Source organism: Gammaproteobacteria bacterium, from assembly GCA_016712635.1.
Taxonomy (GTDB): Bacteria; Pseudomonadota; Gammaproteobacteria; order SZUA-140; family SZUA-140; genus JADJWH01.
Genome location: JADJQS010000001.1, coordinates 1 through 19641, shown reverse-complemented (window position 1 = coordinate 19641; position 19641 = coordinate 1). Strand labels below are relative to the sequence as shown.

Below are 19641 nucleotides of genomic sequence, written 5' to 3'. Positions count from 1 at the left end.
GTGAGCACTGTCATCGAAATCAAGGTGCCCAACATCGGCGACTTTTCCGGTGTCGAGGTGATCGAAATCCTGGTCAAGCCCGGCGATACGGTCGGCGCCGAGGATTCGCTGATCTCGGTCGAGTCCGACAAGGCCTCGATGGAGATCCCGTCGCCGCAGGCCGGCGTCGTCAGGCAGGTGCTGGTGGCGCTCGGTGACAAGGTCGCGGAAGGCAGTTCGATACTGACGCTGGAGACCGCCGCCGCGGCCCCGTCGGCCGCACCGCCGGGCAAGGCGGCGGCGCAGCCGGCCCGGCCGGATCAGGCGCCTGTCGTGACACCGGCGCCGGCCGCCGCAACCCACCACGGCAAGGTCGACATCGAGGCCGAGGTCGTCGTGCTCGGGTCCGGACCGGGTGGCTACACGGCGGCGTTCCGCGCCGCCGACCTCGGCAAACAGGTGGTGCTGATCGAGCGCTATCCGGACATCGGCGGCGTGTGCCTGAATGTCGGCTGCATCCCGTCCAAGGCGCTGCTGCATACCGCGCAGGTGATCAACGAGGCCGCGGAGTTCCACGACATCGGCGTCGGATTCAACACGCCCGAGATCGACCTCGACAAGCTGCGCGCCCACAAAAATGCCGTGGTCGGCAAGCTGACCGGCGGTCTGAAAGGGCTGGCGCGCCAGCGCAAGGTCCGGATCGTGCAGGGCTACGGCAGGTTCACGTCGCCGCATACGATCGAGGTCGAGGCTGCCGACGGCGGCAGGACCGTGATCGGTTTTCAGTATTGCGTCATCGCGGTCGGCTCGCGGGTCACGAAGCTGCCGTTCATCCCGTGGCATGACCCCCGGGTCATGGATTCGACCGACGCGCTGGAGATCCGGCAGGTGCCGGGCCGGCTGCTGGTCGTCGGCGGCGGCATCATCGGCCTCGAGATGGCGACGGTCTTTGACGCGCTGGGCGCCAAGGTCACGATCGTCGAGTTGTCGCCCGGTCTGATCCCCGGTGCCGACCGCGATGTGGTGCGGCCGCTGGAGCGGCGGATCAAGAAGCGCTACGAGGCCATTTTCACGAATACCAGGGTCACTGCGATCGAACCGGCCGCCGACGGGCTGGTGTGCCGTTTCGAGGGCAAGGACGCACCGGCCAGCGATACCTTCGATCAGGTGCTGGTCGCGATCGGCCGCAGCCCGAACGGTTTGTTGATTGCAGCCGACAAGGCCGGCGTCCGTGTCGACGAACGCGGGTTCATCGCGGCCGACAAACAGCAACGGACCAATGTGCCGCACATCTTCGCGATCGGCGATGTCATCGGCCAGCCGATGCTGGCGCACAAGGCGTCCCACGAGGGCAAGGTCGCGGCCGAGGTGATCGCCGGCCTGAAGTCCTACTTCGATGCCCGGACGATCCCGGCGGTGGCGTACACCGATCCCGAGGTCGCGTGGATGGGCAAGACCGAGGACCAGTGCAAGGCCGAGGGCATCGCCTACGAAAAAGGCGTGTTCCCGTGGGCCGCGAGCGGTCGCTCGCTGTCGCTGGGGCGCGACGAGGGCATGACCAAGGTGCTGTTCGATGCGCAGCACCGGATCATCGGTGCCGCGATGGTCGGCCCGAACGCCGGCGAGCTGATTGCGGAGGCGGTCCTGGCGCTGGAGATGGGGGCGGATATCGCGGACATTGCGCTGACGGTGCACCCGCACCCGACGCTGTCCGAGACCTTCAGTTTCGCCGCCGAGGTCGCCGAAGGCAGTTGCACCGACATCTACGCACCGAAGCGCAAATAGGCCGCGAAGGCGTAACCAGGCAGCGGCCCCCCTACGGGGGACAGATTTGAAATCTGTCCCCAGATTCTTAATCGGATTTACACATTTTTACCTTCCGCTGACCCACGCTTGCGTCGCGCCCGACTATCCTGCAGGCATGACCGAGGTTCGCTGGAAACCGAAGCCCCGGGGACAGATTTCAAATCTGTCCCCGATCGCCCATGAAAGCTGTCCCCAATGTTTTTGGGTTGCGGTAAACTACACCTCACCGCTAACCCTTTACTCCTTACGGATAAGACAATGGCAGATATAAAGAAAGTCGTCCTCGCCTATTCCGGCGGACTCGATACCTCCGTCATCCTGCGCTGGCTGCAGGACACCTACGGCTGCGAGGTCGTCACCTTCACCGCCGACATCGGCCAGGGCGAGGAACTCGATCCGGCGCGGCGCAAGGCGGAGGCGATGGGCGTGCGCGAGATCTACATCAACGACCTGCGTGAGGAATTCGTGCGCGACTTCGTGTTCCCGATGTTCCGCGCCAACACCGTATATGAAGGCGAATACCTGCTCGGCACCTCGATCGCGCGCCCGCTGATCGCCAAGCGGCTGGTGGAGATCGCCGACATCACCGGCGCGGACGCGATCTCGCACGGCGCCACCGGCAAGGGCAACGACCAGGTGCGCTTCGAGCTCGGCGCCTATGCGCTCAAGCCCGGCGTCAGGATCATCGCGCCGTGGCGCGAGTGGGACCTGCTGTCGCGCGAGAAGCTGCTGGCCTACGCCGAGCGGCACGGCATCCCGGTCGATATGAAGCACAAGCAGGGCGGCTCGCCCTATTCGATGGACGCCAACCTGCTGCACATCAGCTACGAGGGCCGTCACCTCGAGAATCCGGCCGCCGAGGCCGAGGAGTCGATGTGGCGCTGGACGGTGTCGCCGGAGGCGGCGCCCGATGCCGCCGAATACCTCGACCTCGAATTCGAGCGCGGCGACCTCGTCGCGCTCAACGGCAAGCGCATGCCCGCGCACGCGCTGCTTGCCGAACTCAACCGGCTCGGCGGCAAGCACGGCATCGGCCGCCTCGACCTGGTGGAAAACCGCTACGTCGGCATGAAGTCGCGCGGCTGCTACGAAACCCCGGGCGGCGCCATCCTGCTCAAGGCGCACCGCGCCATCGAATCGATCACGCTCGACCGCGAGGTCGCCCATCTGAAGGACGACCTGATGCCGCGCTACGCCAGCCTGATCTACAACGGTTACTGGTGGAGTCCCGAGCGGGTCACGCTGCAGACGCTGATCGACCACACGCAGCAGCACGTCAACGGCTGGGTGCGCGTCAAGCTGTACAAGGGCAACGTCATCGTCACCGGCCGCGATTCAAAGACCGACTCGCTGTTCGACGCGACCATCGCCACCTTCGAGGACGACGCCGGCGCCTATGACCAGAAGGACGCGGGCGGCTTCATCAAGCTGAACGCCCTGCGCATGCGCATCGCGGCGCGCAAGCGACGCCCGCTCACCTGAGGGTGAGAAGGCGCCCGAGCGCGGCCCGGCCGCGCCGGGCGTCCGCGGATCGCGCCGCAACCGGGACGGTTTTTCTGAACAAGGCAGGACGGTTATCCGCGCAGATCCGATGAAACACCCGTTCGCATTCCCTCGCATCCTCATATGTCATGCCACCTGGGCGGGCTGGTTCGCGGCGATCATCATCGCCCTGCCGGGATGTGCCGCCGCGCCCTCCGCGCGCCTGACACCGGACCACGGCGTCACTGTGCCCGCCGCCTGGAGCGACGGGGTGCCGGCCGCCGCCGATGCGGCCTCCGCCACGCTCGCGCAATGGTGGATGCGCTTCAATGATCCCGTGCTGACTGATCTCGTCACGCGCTCCCTGGTGGCCAGCACAGACGTGCGGGCTGCGCGCGCGCGTCTGCGCCAGGCCCGCGCGCAGCGCGATGTGACCGCGGCGGGACTGGGGCCTGCCGTCACCGCGTCCGCCTCGGCGCAGCGCAGCAAGTCGGGTGGCGACAGCGCGGTCAGCCAGTATCGCGCCGGATTCGACGCGAGCTGGGAGCCCGACATCTTTGGCGCCACGCGTTCCGGCGTGGTCGCGGCCGATGCCGACGTCGAGGCCAGCGTCGGCAGCCTGGCCGACACGCGCGTATCGGTGGCCGCCGAAGTGGCGGTGGCCTACCTGCAATTGCGCGGCCTGCAGGCGCGGCTCGACATCGCGCGTGAAAACCTCGCCAGCCAGGAGCAGACACTGCGCCTGACGCAGTGGCGCGCCCAGGCCGGCCTGGTGACCTCGCTGGAGGTGGAGCAGGCGCGCGCCGCCGTCGAACAGACGCGGGCGCAACTGCCGGTGCTCGAGACGGGCATCGCCCAGACCCTGAACAGCCTCGCCGTGCTCGCCGGGCAGTCGCCGGGCACTTCGCCGGCCGCCCTGTCGGCGACGGCTCCGCTGCCCGCGGCGCCGGAGGATCTGGCGCTCGTCATCCCGGCCGAGACCCTGCGCCAGCGCCCCGATGTCCGCGCCGCCGAGGCGCAGGTGGTCGCAGCCGCCGCGCGCGTGGACCAGGCGACGGCGGACCGGCTGCCCTCGTTCTCGCTCGGCGGTTCACTCGGTCTCAGCGCGCTCACCGTCGCGGGCCTGTCCGAGGGCGGAGCGGTGCTGCGTTCGCTGCTCGCGAGCGTGAGCCTGCCCGTGTTCGACAACGGCGGCCGCCGCGCCCAGGTGCGCGTGCGCCAGGCGGTGCTCGACGAGGCGCAGGAGGATTACCGCGCCGTCGTGCTGACCGCGCTGCGGGATGTCGAGGATGCGCTGGTCGCGCTGCGCAAGGCGCGCGAGCAACTGGCGGCGCAGCGGCGTGCGGCGGAGGCGGCGCGCAATGCCGCGCTGCTGGCCGACAACCGCTACGCGAGCGGACTGATAGATTTCCAGACGGTGCTCGAGACGCAGCGCACGCTGCTCAGCGCGCAGGACGGCGTGGCCGGCACCGAGGCGGAACTCGGCGCCGATTACGTCCGCCTGTACAAGGCGCTGGGCGGCGGCTGGACGCCCGCCGCCGCCGACGATGATCTCGATGACGCACCGCCGGTGGCGGCGCAAGGGAGTACCTGATGGTGACGCAGAATTCCACGACCCCCGATTCCAGCGGGGACATCGACCAACTGATCGGCGATAGCGACGCGCGACCATGGTGGCGCCGGCCCGGGCCCTGGAGCGCGGGCGCGCTGATCGTCGCGGTGATCATCGGCATCCTGTTGTGGCAGGGACATCGGCGCGCCGACGCGCTGCCGGGTTACATGACTTCAGCCGTGACGCGCGGAGATCTCACCGTGCAGGTCACCGCCAACGGCATCCTGCAGCCGACCAATCAGGTGGACATCGGCAGCGAGCTGTCCGGTACGGTTGCGCGCGTGCTGGTGGATGTGAACGATCGCGTGAAGAAGGGACAGGTCCTGGTCGAGCTTGATACCGCCAAACTGAACGATCAGGTCACACAGGCGCGCGCGGCGCTGACCGCGGCCGAGGCCACGGTGCGGCAGGCCGCCGCCACGGCGAGCGAGGCGCGCGACAACCTCGCGCGTCTGGAAGAGGTGTCGCGCCTGTCCGGCGGCCAGGTTCCCTCGCAATCCGAGCTGGCCGCCGCCCAGGCCGCCCTGCAGCGCGCGCTGGCGGACGAGGCCAGTGCCGGCGCCGGTGTGGCCGAGGCGCGCGCCGCGCTCAGCTCCGCCGATACGAACCTCTCCAAGGCGGCCATCCGCTCGCCCATCAACGGCGTGGTGCTGGCGCGCTCGGTCGATCCCGGCAATGCCGTCGCCGCCTCGCTGCAGGCGGTGATACTGTTCACCCTGGCCGAGGACCTGGCCCAGATGAAACTCGAGGTCAATGTCGACGAGGCCGACGTCGGACAGGTCAGCGAAGGGCAGCGCGCCACCTTCACCGTGAGCGCCTATCCCAATCGCGATTATCCCGCCGCCGTGACCCGGGTCGATTACGGCTCGACGACCCAGGACAACGTGGTGACCTACGTCACCGTGCTGGCGGTGGACAACGCCGATCTCAGCCTGCGTCCGGGCATGACGGCGACGGCGCAGATCACGGCCACCGAGCGCCAGGGTGTACTGCTGGTGCCCAATGCGGCGTTGCGCTTCACGCCGGCGGACGGCGCGGATACCGACTCGGCGCCGCAGCAGGACGGCGGCGGGCTGGTGTCGAGCCTGATGCCGCGTCCGCCGCGTACCGGTGTCAAGAGCAGGACCGTCAACGACAGGGTCGTGGTGGGGCGGCAGGTGTGGGTGCTGCGCGACGGCACGGCTGTCGCCGTTCCGGTGGAGACCGGCGTGAGCAACGGCTTCCTGACCGAGGTCAGAAGTGAGCAACTGCAGCCCGGCATGGAGGTTATCACCGGGCGGCGGGCGGCGGGGGCATCGTGAATGCCGCGCCGGCGAACGGGCAGGATGCCGCCGCGCCGCTGATCCGGCTGCGCGGTGTCACCAAGGTGTATGGCCAGGGCATCGCCGCCTTCCAGGCCCTGCGCGGGGTGGATCTCGACATCGCGGCCGGGAGCTTCGTCGCGATCATGGGGCCGAGCGGCTCGGGAAAGTCGACGATGATGAACATCCTCGGCTGCCTGGACTCGCCGACCGGCGGCGACTACCTGTTCCGCGGCGCCCACGTCGAGCGCCTCACGCGCGACCAGCGCGCACGCCTGCGCCGACGCTACTTCGGCTTCGTGTTCCAGGGCTTCAACCTGCTGGCGCGCACCACCGCGCAGGAGAACGTCGAGCTGCCGCTGCTCTATCGCGGAGAGGGCGCGGCCGCGCGCCGTGCCGCCGCGCGCGAGGCGCTGGCCTCGGTGGGGCTGGCGGGCTGGGAGCACCACACCCCGGCCGAGTTGTCGGGCGGACAGCAGCAGCGCGTCGCGATCGCGCGCGCTATCGTCACCCGGCCCGCGGTGCTGCTGGCGGATGAGCCGACCGGCAATCTCGACACCCGGCGCAGCCACGAAATCATGGAACTGGTGCGCGCGCTCAACGCGGAGCGTGGCATCACCGTGCTGATGGTGACGCACGAGGCCGAGATGGCCGCCTATGCGCGCCGCATCGTGCGTTTCGTCGACGGCCGCATCGATCACGATGGCGCGCAGCCCGCCGCTGCGGCCGCGGGCGAACGTGCGGGGGCCGTCTGATGTGGTGGAACGCGCTGCTGCTGGCGCTGCGGGCGATCCGCCGCAATCTGCTGCGTTCGTTCCTCACCACCCTCGGCATCGTCATCGGCGTCAGCGCGGTGATCACCATGGTGACGCTCGGGCGCGGCGCGACGCAGGCGGTGTCGGACCAGATCTCCAGCCTGGGCAGCAACCTGCTCATGGTCCGTCCGGGCCAGCGCCTGGGGCCGGGCGGCGGCGGTTTCGGCGCGCCGCCGTTCAAGGAGGCCGACGCAACGGCGATCGCGACCCAGATCGGCGGCGTCCGGGCGGTGGCGCCGCAGGTGACGTCCACCGTCACGGTGGTCTACGGCGCCAACAACTGGTCCACCAGCGCCAGCGGCTCCAGCGCCAATTACTTCGACATCAGTAACTGGAAGCTGGCCGGCGGCCGCATCTACGACGCGGCGGAGGAGCGCGCCGGCGCGGCGGTGTGCGTCATCGGCGCCACGGTGCGGCGCGAGCTGTTCGGCGGCGCCGACCCGCTGGGGCAGAGCATCCGCGTCAAGCAGTTCTCCTGCGTCGTGATCGGCCTGCTGGCAGCGAAGGGGCAGGGCGCCATGGGCATGGATCAGGACGACATCGTCGTGCTGCCGCTGCGCACCGTGCAGCGCCGCGTGACCGGCAACCTCAATGTCCGCACCCTGCTGGTGTCGATGGAGGAAGGGGCCGACAGCGCGCAGGTGCAGGCGGCCGTCACCGCGCTGCTGCGCGAGCGCCGGAAACTGTCCGCCGCCGATATCGACAATTTCAACGTACTCGACACGCGCCAGATCGCCGATACCATGTCGAGCACCACCCGGGTGATGACCACGCTGCTCGGCGCGGTCGCCGCGGTCAGCCTGCTGGTGGGCGGCATCGGCATCATGAATATCATGCTGGTGAGCGTCACCGAGCGCACGCGCGAGATCGGCCTGCGCCTCGCGATCGGCGCGCTCGAATACGAGGTGCTGCTGCAGTTCCTGATCGAGGCCGTGGTGCTCGCCGCGCTGGGCGGACTGATCGGCGTGCTGCTCGCCACCGCCGCCTCCTTCGTGCTGGCCCAGGTGATGCAGGTGCCGTATCTGTTCCAGCCCGGCATCAACCTGCTGTCCTTCCTGTTCTCGGCCGGTATCGGCGTGCTGTTCGGCTATTTCCCCGCGCGCCGCGCGGCGCGGCTGGACCCGATCGAGGCGCTGCGCCACGAGTAACGGCGTCCCCGCGCCGCACTTTTCTCGGGCGGCGTTTGCCCGTACACTGGCCGCATGCGCATTCTCCATACCATGATCCGCGTCGGTGATCTCGACCGCTCGCTCAAGTTCTACACCGAGGTGCTCGGCATGCGCCTGCTGCGCCTGCAGGAGTACCCCGACGGCAAGTTCACCCTCGCCTTCGTCGGTTTCGGTCCCGAATCCGACGGGGCTGTCATCGAACTGACATACAACTGGGGCACCGAGCGTTACGAGCCCGGCACCGGCTTCGGCCACATCGCCGTCGAGGTGGACGATGCCTACGCCGCCTGCGCCGAGATCAAGCGCCGCGGAGGCAGGGTGGTGCGCGAGGCGGGCCCGATGAAACACAGCACCACCGTGATCGCCTTCGTCGAGGATCCCGACGGGTACCGCATCGAACTGATCCAGGCTAAACCGCATTGAGGACGCTATGAGACGAACCGGGATATTATCGGGAGCATTATGGCTGACGGCGTGTTCCGGCTGGGGCGGCGCGCAGACGACGACGGTCGACGGCTACACGGCCGCGCTGCAGACGAAACCCGCGCCGCTGCAGGTGGGCGCGCCGGGTGAACTCAGGCTCAGCCTGGTGCAGGATGGCGAGCCCGCGGAAGGTTGCGTCGTCACATTCCGGCAACACATGCCTGGTATGGAGATGTCGAGCGACAATACCGTCGTGACCATGGGAGACACAGGCGGCGGAGTCTACACCGGCGCCTCGTCCGAATACACCATGGGCGGCGACTGGCGCATCGAGGTGACGTTCACCTGCGCCGGCCAGGCGCGCACGGCCGCATTCGACTACACGCTGGAGTGGCCGGAGTGAAACGTGAGGGGTGAGGTGTGAGGCGTTAGGCGAACGTCTGGACGTGATTCATTCTTGACTCCTCACACCTAACGCCACACACCTCTCCGTCTTTTATATGGGTCCCCACTACCTCGACCGCCTGTTCGATCCGCAGTCGGTCGCCGTGTTCGGCGCCACCGAGCGGGCGGAGGCGGTCGGCGAGATCGTGCTGCGCAACCTGCGGCAGGGTGGCTACGCCGGCGGCCTCTATCCGGTCAATCCCAAGTACGAGACCGTGCAGGGCCTCCGCTGCTATCCCGCGCTGGGCGCCGTCGGCGCGCCGGTCGATATGGCGGTGATCGCGACACCCGCGGCCACCGTGCCCGGTATCATTGGCCAGTGCGGCGAGGCCGGGGTGCGCGCCGCGGTGGTGCTGTCGGCCGGTTTCGGCGAGATCGGCGGGGACGGGCGCTCGCTGGAGGAACAGGTGCGCGACGCCGCGCGCGCGCACGGCGTGCGCCTGGTCGGGCCGAACTGCCTCGGCATCATGGTCCCGCGCCACGGCCTGAACGCCACCTTCAGCAACAACCAGGTGCCGGCCGGGCAGCTCGCGCTGGTCTCGCAGTCGGGCGCGCTGTGCACCGCCATCCTCGACTGGGCGCAGGCGCGCGAGGTCGGCTTCTCCGCCGTGGTCTCGCTCGGCAATGCCGTCGACGTAGATTTCGGCGACCTGCTCGGATTCCTCGCGCTCGACGCGTCCACCCGCGGCATCCTGCTCTACATCGAGAGCGTGCACGACGCGCGCAATTTCCTCAGCGGCCTGCGCGCGGCCGCGCGACTCAAGCCGGTGGTGGTGATCAAGGCCGGGCGCCACGGCGAGGGCGCGCACGCGGCGCTGTCGCACACCGGCGCGCTGGTCGGCGGCGACGACGTGTTCGACGCGGCCCTGCGCCGCGCCGGCGCGGTGCGCGCCTATACCGTCAAGCAGATGTTCGCCGCCGCGGAGATCCTCGCCAGCGGACGGTTCCACGCGTATGGCAACCGGCTGGCGATCGTCACCAACGGCGGCGGCCCCGGCGTCATGGCGGCGGACCGCGCCGCGGAGAAGGATGTCGCGCTGGCGGCGCCGGGCGAGGCGACCGCGCGTGACCTCGGTGCGGCGCTCGGCGCGCGCTGGTCGGGCGGCAACCCGATCGACCTGCTCGGCGACGCGGGACCGGGACTCTATCGCCAGGCGGTCGGAGTCTGCCTCGCCGATGCCGGGGTCGACGGCGTACTCGCCATGCTGACGCCGCAGGCGATGACGCATCCGCTCGAGGCCGCGCAGGCGGTGGTCGATGCCGCGGCGGACAGCGCGAAACCGGTGCTGACCTGCTGGATGGGCGACACCCAGGTGGAGGATGCGCGGGCGCTGTTCGCGCGCCACAGGATCCCGCACTTCGACACGCCGGAGGAGGCGGTCGAGGCGTTCTCCTATCTCGCCGCCTATCACCGCAACCAGCAGTTGCTGCTGCAGGTGCCGGGACCGCTTTCCTATCATGAGGCGCCGGACGTCGAGGGCGCACGCCTGATCGTGGAGGGTGCGCTGGCGCAGGGGCGCGAGGTGCTGACGCCGCTGGAGGCCAAGGCGCTGCTGCGCGCGTTCCGCATCCCGGTGGTGCCCACCGTCGCGGCGCGCGACGCCGACGAGGCGCTGGTGGTGGCGGAGAACCTCGGTTTCCCGGTCGCGCTCAAGATCGATTCACCGGAGATCTCGCACAAGTCCGACGTCGGCGGCGTGCGCCTCGACGTCGCCGGTGCGGCGGAGGTGCGTCACGCCTTCAAGGACCTGGTCGAGTCGGTCGGGCGGCAGCGGCCCGAGGCGGTGATCCGCGGCGTGACCATCGAGCCGATGTACCGCAATCCGAACGCGCGCGAGCTGCTGGTGGGCGTGGTGTCTGATCCCGTGTTCGGGCCCGCGATCAGTTGCGGCGCCGGCGGCACCATGGTGGAGATCCTGCGCGACCGCGTCGTCTCGCTGCCGCCGCTCAACGATTTCATCGCCAGCGAGATGATCGCCGGCGCGCGCGTGTATGGGCTGCTGCAGGCCTTCCGCGGCATGAAGCCGGCGGACATCGCCGCGCTGGTCACGCTGCTGCGGCGCGTGTCGGATCTGGTGTGCGAGCTGCCGCAACTGCGCGAGCTCGACATCAACCCGCTGATGGTCGACGACCGCGGTGTGCTGGCGCTCGATGCGCGCGTGCGCGTCGCCTTTCCCGCGCCGGCCACGCGGCCCTACGCCCACATGGCGATCCACCCCTATCCGGCCGACCTCGCCCTCTCCTACCAGCTCCCCGACGGCACCGACGTCACGCTGCGGCCGATCCGCCCCGAGGATGCGCGCATCGAGCAGGCGTTCGTGCGCGGACTGTCACCCGAGGCAAAATACCTGCGCTTCATGCAGAGCCTGCAGGAGCTGACCCCGGAGATGCTGGTGCGCTTCACGCAGATCGATTACGACCTCGAGATGGCGCTGATCGCCGTCGTCAGCCATGGCGACCAGGAGCGCGAAGTCGCCGTGGCGCGCTACGTCGTCAACCCCGACCGCCGCTCCTGCGAATTCGCCATCGTCGTCGCCGACGCCTGGCACCGCAAGGGCATCGGCCACCGCCTGATGCAGCGCCTGATCGAGATCGCGCGCGTGCGCGGCCTCGACACCATGGAGGGCGAGGTGCTGGCGCAGAACACCGAGATGCTCGCGCTGGCGGAGGCGCTGGGGTTCCGCATCAGCGGGGTGGCCGCCGACGACGGCGTCAAGCGGGTGACGCTGGCGTTGTAATAATACGAAGTTATTACCCGCGTCGGGTTATGTCCGTCATCCTTGTGATGGGGCGGTCACCTATATAAAGTAGTCGTCAAATATCTGGCTTGCAGCGGGCGACCGGGTACGCGAATCAGGAAGCCGGGTGTGATGTACTAACGTATCGCGACGCTGTGTTTGATGGAGTTGATATCTTGGGGAGCAAGGGGTTGGGAATGGGTGAGGTGTGCTATACGGAATCGGCCTATCACCAATATCAACGATTCCGTCTAATTAACTGTTGGGCATCATGAATCCGACCGCCGAGATGGCTATTGCACGTAAAGCTATTGCTGAAATAGCCGCTCGTTTTCCTTCCCTCCGAATGATTGAGGAACCTGAGGCACCCGTCGAACTGAGCTTTCGCTTGCCCGTGCAGCCTGAGCTAAACCACGAAGTGTGGCTCGCGCTTCAAAACAACGATGAACTGCATTTCTCAGTCAGCCATTTCTGGCTGGAGTGGTTCCCTTGCACAAAGCCATCGCGCGTAGACGAATACATTGCAGCCGTCGTTGGCTTCCTATCGGGCCAATTTCGTGTTCTAGAGCACTATCGTGGCAAGCGTTACGTGAAGGCGGAGCTTCAAGCCCCAAGTAACGGTTGCTGGAAAACTATTGGCACATGGAGCAACCTCCTTAGTTTCTTGCCGCTGCGTGGCTCACTTCGCGTGGTATCCAATGTGATGCCCAACCCATCCATCAACACGGACGCTGCGCGATGAAGCCGCGCAGCGCCGGTTATGTCAGACGTTAGGCCACTACCCAATGCCTTATTTGACAATTACATTACTAGTAGCGTGCGTTCTCAGTGTAGTTTACGGCGTTTTGGCTTTGTTGCATATGCTCAGGCCAAGCCTGAGGAAAAAGGGAAGTTCTTCAGCCTACTGTTATGGATGGATCCTTGGTGGCCATACTATAGCGATCGTTACTTGCCCACTGCACAGAAAAAATTGTTTTATGGAAAACTACTTTTTCCTATTCTCGTCGCCTTGTGGGTACTTTGGTGGTATTTACAGCATGAACCAACCGTGGCCTAACAAATCGTTCGAGTCGTTCGCTTTGCTCACTGGGTCTGCCCGCCAGCTGCGCTGCCGTGCGGCCCCTCAACTCAAACGTTAGCTGTATAAGTTATGAGTGAAATTCAATTACAGAAGATTTATCTTGGAAAAGTGGAAGAATGTCTTGATCGGCTCAGGGCATGTGAGGTGTTTTTGGAATTCCATAAAGAATCAGGAAACGTATATTTTCTTGAGTCCGCTATATTGCAAATGCGCAAATCTCTTGAGTGCGTTGCGTATGCTGCAATTGCCCCAAATAAAAAAGAATATAAAGAGTACCGTGCTAAAGCAGATCGACAGTCAGATTACACGAGGGACTATCACGCAGGTAAAATTTTAGAGATGCTCTCGAAAATAAATAAGGACTTTTATCCAAAGCCAGTTTCTTCACCTATTAGCAAAGGCCCAGGGAGATGGCATTTTGATAAAAGAGAGGATGGAGCACTAACCAAAAAACAGTTTTCATCGTTTTATGATCGATTAGGTAAATTTCTACATGCTGATAACCCTTGGGGAAACGATAAAGGTATCAATAATATTCTTCAGGACATTCCTGTAATTATCAATTCTGTAAAGTCATTACTTTCGTGGCACTTCACAAAGGTGTCAACTCCAATATTTACAGGAGTTTGGGTTGTTGAAGTTCCATTTAATGGAGAAAAACCAAAGATTGTTATTGGAAAAGCTGATGGGGAGTTTTTGGTTAAATGATAGCAACAACAGCTAACAAGGCAATTTCACGCGGACGTCAAAAAGCGTCGCTCGATCGTAGCTATGCTTTTTGCCTCCGGTGAATTGCGACGTTAGCGGCCCAGAGCACAAACCAGAGTAAGCAGCATGAGAAAGGAACAGTACGAGCAGTGGCTCGATCAGCAGAGATATCAACCAGGGACAATTACTGCTCAACTGCATCGCGCAGGAAGGGTCGAAGAATATTTTGGTGATCTCGACACACACTACGAGACCGATAGACTTGAAAGTGTTATTGCGGCTTTGCAGTACTCGGCAAACGATAAGCAAGTTGGCCGGCCGAATCCCACGAATATTCCGATCAACGGTGACCTGTATTCGAATTTGGCGTCGTACCGTGATGCCGTACGAAGATATCGACTATTCCGAAACGACCCCCTAATGGCGCCTGCGGATGTCATTGATGAACCGACACCAATTGCACGTGCGGTAGTGCCAGACGAGGAAGTTACCCAAAGGATTGGTCTCGAGAGAGATATGCAGGCGGCTCTTCGCTCAAGGATTGACCAATTGGAATCCGGATTGACCATCATCGACGATGGGGCGGAGCGGTCGGTGGAGTCAGGCTTCATAGACATCACAGCGCGCGATCAATCGGGTGTCACCGTCGTCATTGAACTGAAAACCGGAGTTGCAGGGCCGCGGGCCGTGGCGCAGATATTGAGCTATATGGGGGACATCATCGCGGAGCAAGATGGTGCTGGCGTCAGAGGAATTTTAGTGGCCTCGGACTTTGACTCGCGAGCGAAAGCAGCTGCTAGAGTGGTTCCCAACCTCGCTTTAAGGAAGTACAGCGTAAGATTTCTCTTCTCCGATGGAGCAGAGTACTGCAAGCCGCTAACAAGGCGTTCCAAACGGACGAATTTGCCGTGTCACACCTTTTGCAAAAGGCGCAAAAGCTGCGCCACAACAAATTCGCCGCTGAACAGCGGCGTTGGGCGGCAGAGGGAGTAAGCCCGTAGATGTTTCTGTATCCCCTTTTTCTTCCTGTAATTGCGGCCGTAGTGGGCGGCTTCATCGCATACGTCGCGTTTTCTCGCCTTGGGGAGCACCGCGTCGGTGGTCGAGGGGTTGTGCCTGCACTAATCGTTTCGGCTTTGGCCTCATCAGCGCTTCCAAATATTGAACAAATTCTGTATGACAGCGGCTTATCCATGGTCGTGATTGAAGGTGTATCTAGACTGAGCTATGCCGTCTTCGGTTTCTGCGTTGTTGGTGCATGGTTGTTCCTTAAACAGTCGCGCAAGCGGTGGCTGCTCATGACGTTAATCCCGATATCATTTGCTCAGCCTCTACTGTGGACGTTCGCCTTTCTTGTATGGAGCGTGAAAGGGTTTGCGCCATGAGGACGCTGCCGCCCAACCATTCACTCAACACGGACGCGCCGAAAGACGGCGCGCCCGTTAGTTAATTCGTTAGGCGCTAAGCTACATGGTACGAAAACTCGGCATAGCAGTTATTGCTGTCGCAATATCATTTGTCGCATTGTCATGGTTGAATCCGTTACGACGGCCTGAGCCACTGGTTAGGAGCTGGTTAGAGAATACTACGCCACTTGGCAGCAGTTTCCTGGATGTGAGACATATCGCGTCACAGAATGGGTGGTATGACGCCCGTTTACAAGGTAGCAATGAACACACTACAGGTAAGTACATTCGGGGAGAGTTGGGCAAATATCAAGGTGTACCGCTTGAAACTTCAGTGACGGCATTCTGGGAGTTTGATGATAAAGATAAATTGGCGAGAATCCGAGTATGGAAAACTAGAGATGCGCCATAAACTAGCGCCTAACAACGCAATCAAGTCGTTCGCTTCGCTCACTGCGACGCCGCTCCGCGGCGCGCCTTATTGTGGCAGTTAGGTAGTGCCAAAAGCACCACTGCCCAGTCCAATGTCTAAGAAACGAAAGTCTCGGCATCGTCGCAGTCGGAATACAAGCTCGCTTGATCAACATAAGCGCGTAGGAAAGCGACTCGTACCGCCCTTTAATCAACTCTCGGCTCTGTCACCCCAGTCGTGGGTAAATGATCGCCTGCCAGAGATGCTTTGGGCGTGCCTCGTGATTGCTGTGATTCCAAGGCTTGAGGTAATCTCTATCTTTCGCAAGATCGCAGAAAGCGGGTTCTCCCATCGCGAGACTCCCGATATCAAAGATTGGTCGCTTGCACACTCAGCTCTCGGGAAGATGCCCGAGATTTTCATTGAAACAATTGTGAAGGAGGTATCGAAGCATCCTCTCGGATATGCTGCGCTGCGCCCCCTGCTAATTCTTGAAGGATTGCCCCGGAGAGAGACCTGGAGGAAGTACATCGCCTCCGAACTGCAGGACGCGGATTTGCAGACTCTCGCCCAAGGAGTGCTCCTCACGCTAGATCATCAGTCCCAAGAGTCCACCGATGTTCGTTGGCTCACAGTAATCTTCAAGATGGCTCTGGGATTGATCTACTTCGGCCCAGAGGGCCGAGAAACAGTAGCTGAGCTCATCGAGTATCCGAACCGTGGTGACATGCGAAAGGTACGACCGACTATTCGATCGACTGAACTTGCCTTCTGCTCTGTGTCATGTGAGCAAGCGACAGATTGGAGCCGTCTCTTCTGGTCGGAGTGCCTCGCGAGAACAAATTGCACTCCGCGACCCCTAGACCGTACGAATAAGGCTGTCTACGACTATCGCGCGACCTTCGACAAACTTGTCGCGACAGACAACGCATTGGTTGATCATTGGGTGTCCACCGTCACAACGACGGGGGTCGATGCACGACATGACGGCGCGTTCGGGCTCGTTTCGTATGGCTTGGCCCTGGCATCTGAGATGCTCTTCGCTCGCAACGATCAAGGAATATCCGGTCGTCTGCTACTGCGCGCACTCGTAGAGGCACGCATTAACCTTGCCTACCTCGCCAAGAGCGACGATCACAAGTTGTGGAATCGCTATCGAGCATATGGCGCGGGCCAAGCAAAACTGTCTCTACTAAAGCTCGACGAAGCGTCCGGAGTTCCGCCTTCCTTTGTAGGACTCGAGACATTAGAGACACTTTCGAATGAGGACTTTTTCCAAGAGTTCGTTGATATAGAGCTCGGACATTGGTGCGATTCGGATCTGCGCAGGATGTCAGACGATTGCGGCACAAAGGACCATTACGATCTTTACTATGGGTGGACTTCTGCGTTTGCCCATTCGCAATGGGGTGCTGTTCGAAACTCGTGCATGACGCATTGCTTCAATCCGTTGCATCGATTGCACAGGATTCCTATGCCAATGCAACGGACTCAAAACAGCGTGCTTCCGGACGCAGTGTTGCTTGTCAACGCTATGTTTGGTGACTTATCTAAACTCTATCCCGGGCTTGATGCACAACTTGCATTGGTCACCAAGAGTTCATCCGAAGAATCGGGCGCTGCCGCGGCGCAGCAAACCAAGGAACAGACCGACAATGGCACTACCTAACCATCCGCTTCACCACGACGCGGCCTGCGGCCGCGCGGGTGAGCGCGAGCGTGTGCGCCGGGCATGGCGCGTTACTTCATAGGTGCAAGTCCTATGGCCAGGTATTCGCAGAGCCGAAGGCAAGGAGAAGGGCAAGGGCGTCGCCGCGAGGCGGGGTCTGAAGGAAGCCCAATCCGAAACTGTAACATTAAGGGGTCGGAGCCCCTAATTTCGCGAGATAGCTTATAAGCTTCCCGGATTTCGCTGCGCTTCATCCGGGCTACATTGATGAACGGGAGGGTGAGGTGATGAAGAAGATTCCGATCGGCAAGGCCTTCACCCTGATGGAAGCCGGCCCGGTCGTTTTCATTACGACCCGCGACGGGAAGAAGGCGAACATCATGACCATCTCCTGGACCATGGTGATGGACTTCACGCCGCTGTTCGCCATCACCACGGGTCCCTGGAATCACTCCTATGCCGCGCTGAAGAAGACGCGTGAGTGCGTCATCGCGATCCCGACGGTGGACCTGATCGATACGGTCGTCGGCGTGGGGACCTGTTCCGGCGCCGATACCGACAAGTTCGCGCGGTTCGGGTTGACCCCGGTGAAGGGTAAATACGTCCGGGCGCCGCTGATCCGGGAGTGCCTGGCTAACATCGAATGCAAGGTCATCGATATCGTCAGGAAACACAATATCGTCGTCCTCGAGGGCATGATGCCGTATTTCGACATTGACCGTAAGGAAAGCGAACCCCGCATGCCGTCGGCGACGGCACCTTTATCGTCGACGGGCACCGGCTGGATCGCAGAAAGGCGATGCGCGCGAAGATTCCGCCGGGCGCCTGGTCCGGCAGATCGTTCCGTCAGCCTTATTCCGGCGCAATGCCGGGATAGTTGGGGTCGGAGCGGAAAAGCAGTACAGTATCCCTGTTTCATCCTGCGGGCGGCGGTTCTTTCCACGACTGAACGGGAGGTGCGATCATGGCGGGGTACACGTGCAAGAAGTGCGGGATGTCGATCGGCAGCATGACGTGCGGCAAATGCGGCAAGGAACTCAAGCATGGCACGATCACCACGGCCGACAGCAAGTCGGTACCGTCTCGGAATGTCCGGGCGGACACGGCAAGGTGAAATCGCCGATGTGCTGCGGCCAGGACATGGCGTGCGCGGTATAAACTGGCGATGAGGGGAGGATTCCTCCCTGTTGCTTCACAGGGAGGTTCGCGCCGGGGATTGCGCTCACGGCCATCACGGGAGGATGCCATGCTGTTCGATCTGCCGATGTTCACCTTGCTCCATGTCGTCATCAGCGTCCTGGGTATCATCGCGGGACTCGTCGTCGTGGGCGGACTCATGGGCGGAGCGCGGCTGGAGGGCTGGGCCGCACTCTTCCTCGCGACCACGATCCTCACCAGCGTGAGCGGATTCGGTTTCCCGTCCGCGGCAGTCACGCCGGCGCATGTCGTGGGGACAATATCGCTCGCGGTCCTGGCCGTCAGTCTCATGGCCTACTACTGGAAAGAACTGGCGGGCGGTTGGCGGGCGACGTACGTCATTACCGCCGTGGCGGCGCTCTATCTCAATGTCTTCGTGCTGGTCGTGCAGCTCTTCGCCAGGACACCCATGCTCGTGCAATTGGCGCCGACACAGCAGGAGGCGCCCTTCGCGGCGACGCAGGCGCTCGTGTTTGCGCTGTTCGTATCGCTGAGGTGGTCGGCGCTGCGGGGTTTCGGACGGCGCAACCGGCCCGGTGACGATCATCAGTCTTCAGGACTGATTTCTTGAGCGGCAGCGCAGGGGAATCCCGGATAACGCCGGGTTTCATCCTGACGGTGTCTAGCGCTTTCGCGCAACCCCAGCGGGTCCGCCGGGTCGATGCCGGCCTTTGAACGGCAGCTTGCGGTCGCGTGGTGGGTGACCTCGTAGACCTTGCCGATCCAGTTGTCGATGACCGCCTCGGCGGTGTCGTGCCAGGTGTTGTGCAGCGCCGGGCGGACGTGGTCCTCGGGGAATTCCGGCACCGGCCCGCCGCGGGCCTGCGCGGCGGCGAGGCGGTCCTGGTATTCCTCGAGGATCGCCTGTGACTTGTCGGTGAAGTAATGATCCGGAAACGGCGGGTAGTCCGCGCGCAGGCCCTGGGCGTACAGCTTCACCTCGCGCTTGTATTCCTTGAGCAGGCTGATGGTGTCGTATTCCGGGTGCCCTGGAAGTAGACGAAGCGGAACAGGTCATCGCTCACCGCGAGGTGTACGCCGGCGACGTCGCTCTCCACCAGAGCCTGCAGGCCGGCCGCCTCGAACTGGTCGCGCCCGATCTCGTTGAAGCGCGAATGGTGCACGTCGAACAGGCTGTTCACGTCGGCGACCAGCGTGTGGCGCGCGTTCACCACGCGGTGCGGATACACGCCCCGCTTCGCCAGGCAGCGCCGCCAGTGCTGGCCGTGGCAGGAACTGCAGCACGGCGTGCGTCGCGAGGCAGGAGCATAAGATCGACGTGACATGCTCGGCGGCCCAGTCGATCACCTCGATGAGCGGCTCCCAGAACGGCTCGGCGGCGAGGTCGGGCTGGGTCACGTTAGCGCCGGTGATGATGAGCGCGTCCAGCCCGTCCGCA

The 19641-nt window shown here is 63.4% G+C and carries 16 protein-coding genes and 2 pseudogenes; 17 read left to right on the top strand and 1 reads right to left on the bottom strand.

Features of this window, described 5'->3' with window-relative positions:
• From lpdA to IPK65_00010, 17 genes and pseudogenes are all read left to right on the top strand, one after another.
• The gene (lpdA, locus tag IPK65_00090) at window positions 1–1764 is read left to right on the top strand and encodes a dihydrolipoyl dehydrogenase (protein ID MBK8161589.1); all 1764 of its coding nucleotides are present in this window, start codon (window positions 1–3) and stop codon (window positions 1762–1764) included.
• Window positions 1765–2043: 279 nt separating this feature from the next.
• Entirely contained in the window at window positions 2044–3267 is a 1224-nt protein-coding gene (locus IPK65_00085; GenBank protein MBK8161588.1) for an argininosuccinate synthase, read from the top strand.
• Between the two features lie 109 nt (window positions 3268–3376).
• Window positions 3377–4861: an efflux transporter outer membrane subunit gene (locus tag IPK65_00080; protein MBK8161587.1), complete on the top strand. Its 1485-nt coding sequence runs from the start codon at window positions 3377–3379 to the stop codon at window positions 4859–4861.
• Complete coding sequence (locus IPK65_00075) at window positions 4861–6180, top strand: efflux RND transporter periplasmic adaptor subunit (GenBank protein ID MBK8161586.1); 1320 nt, start codon at window positions 4861–4863, stop codon at window positions 6178–6180. Before IPK65_00080 ends, IPK65_00075 begins: the two co-directional genes overlap by 1 nt.
• A complete protein-coding gene (locus IPK65_00070) occupies window positions 6177–6935 on the top strand; it encodes an ABC transporter ATP-binding protein (protein MBK8161585.1) in 759 nt (252 codons plus the stop codon). The genes IPK65_00075 and IPK65_00070 overlap by 4 nt, the downstream gene beginning before the upstream one ends.
• A complete protein-coding gene (locus IPK65_00065) occupies window positions 6935–8143 on the top strand; it encodes an ABC transporter permease (protein ID MBK8161584.1) in 1209 nt (402 codons plus the stop codon). Before IPK65_00070 ends, IPK65_00065 begins: the two co-directional genes overlap by 1 nt.
• Before the next feature lie 54 nt (window positions 8144–8197).
• Complete coding sequence (gloA, locus tag IPK65_00060) at window positions 8198–8587, top strand: lactoylglutathione lyase (GenBank protein MBK8161583.1); 390 nt, start codon at window positions 8198–8200, stop codon at window positions 8585–8587.
• A gap of 7 nt (window positions 8588–8594) precedes the next feature.
• The gene (locus IPK65_00055; GenBank protein MBK8161582.1) at window positions 8595–8990 is read left to right on the top strand and encodes a FixH family protein; all 396 of its coding nucleotides are present in this window, start codon (window positions 8595–8597) and stop codon (window positions 8988–8990) included.
• A 97-nt stretch (window positions 8991–9087) separates the two neighbouring features.
• Entirely contained in the window at window positions 9088–11769 is a 2682-nt protein-coding gene (locus tag IPK65_00050) for a GNAT family N-acetyltransferase (protein MBK8161581.1), read from the top strand.
• 271 nt (window positions 11770–12040) lie between these two features.
• On the top strand, window positions 12041–12511 hold the full coding sequence (locus IPK65_00045) for a hypothetical protein (protein ID MBK8161580.1): 471 nt from the start codon (window positions 12041–12043) through the stop codon (window positions 12509–12511).
• Window positions 12512–12919: 408 nt separating this feature from the next.
• Complete coding sequence (locus tag IPK65_00040) at window positions 12920–13558, top strand: hypothetical protein (protein MBK8161579.1); 639 nt, start codon at window positions 12920–12922, stop codon at window positions 13556–13558.
• A gap of 126 nt (window positions 13559–13684) precedes the next feature.
• On the top strand, window positions 13685–14551 hold the full coding sequence (locus IPK65_00035) for a DUF91 domain-containing protein (GenBank protein ID MBK8161578.1): 867 nt from the start codon (window positions 13685–13687) through the stop codon (window positions 14549–14551).
• Window positions 14552–14559: 8 nt separating this feature from the next.
• Window positions 14560–14943: a hypothetical protein gene (locus IPK65_00030; protein ID MBK8161577.1), complete on the top strand. Its 384-nt coding sequence runs from the start codon at window positions 14560–14562 to the stop codon at window positions 14941–14943.
• 713 nt (window positions 14944–15656) lie between these two features.
• A complete protein-coding gene (locus IPK65_00025; protein ID MBK8161576.1) occupies window positions 15657–17045 on the top strand; it encodes a hypothetical protein in 1389 nt (462 codons plus the stop codon).
• 287 nt (window positions 17046–17332) lie between these two features.
• Window positions 17333–17922 (top strand): annotated as a pseudogene (locus IPK65_00020) (flavin reductase family protein).
• 87 nt (window positions 17923–18009) lie between these two features.
• Window positions 18010–18159, top strand: a complete 150-nt coding sequence (locus tag IPK65_00015) for a hypothetical protein (protein MBK8161575.1) — start codon at window positions 18010–18012, stop codon at window positions 18157–18159.
• Between the two features lie 132 nt (window positions 18160–18291).
• Window positions 18292–18813, top strand: coding sequence for a hypothetical protein (locus IPK65_00010; protein ID MBK8161574.1), 522 nt, complete (start codon window positions 18292–18294; stop codon window positions 18811–18813).
• Here the strand turns inward: IPK65_00010 and IPK65_00005 are convergent.
• Window positions 18789–19641 (bottom strand): annotated as a pseudogene (locus IPK65_00005) (homoserine O-succinyltransferase). The gene IPK65_00010 and the pseudogene IPK65_00005 overlap by 25 nt on opposite strands.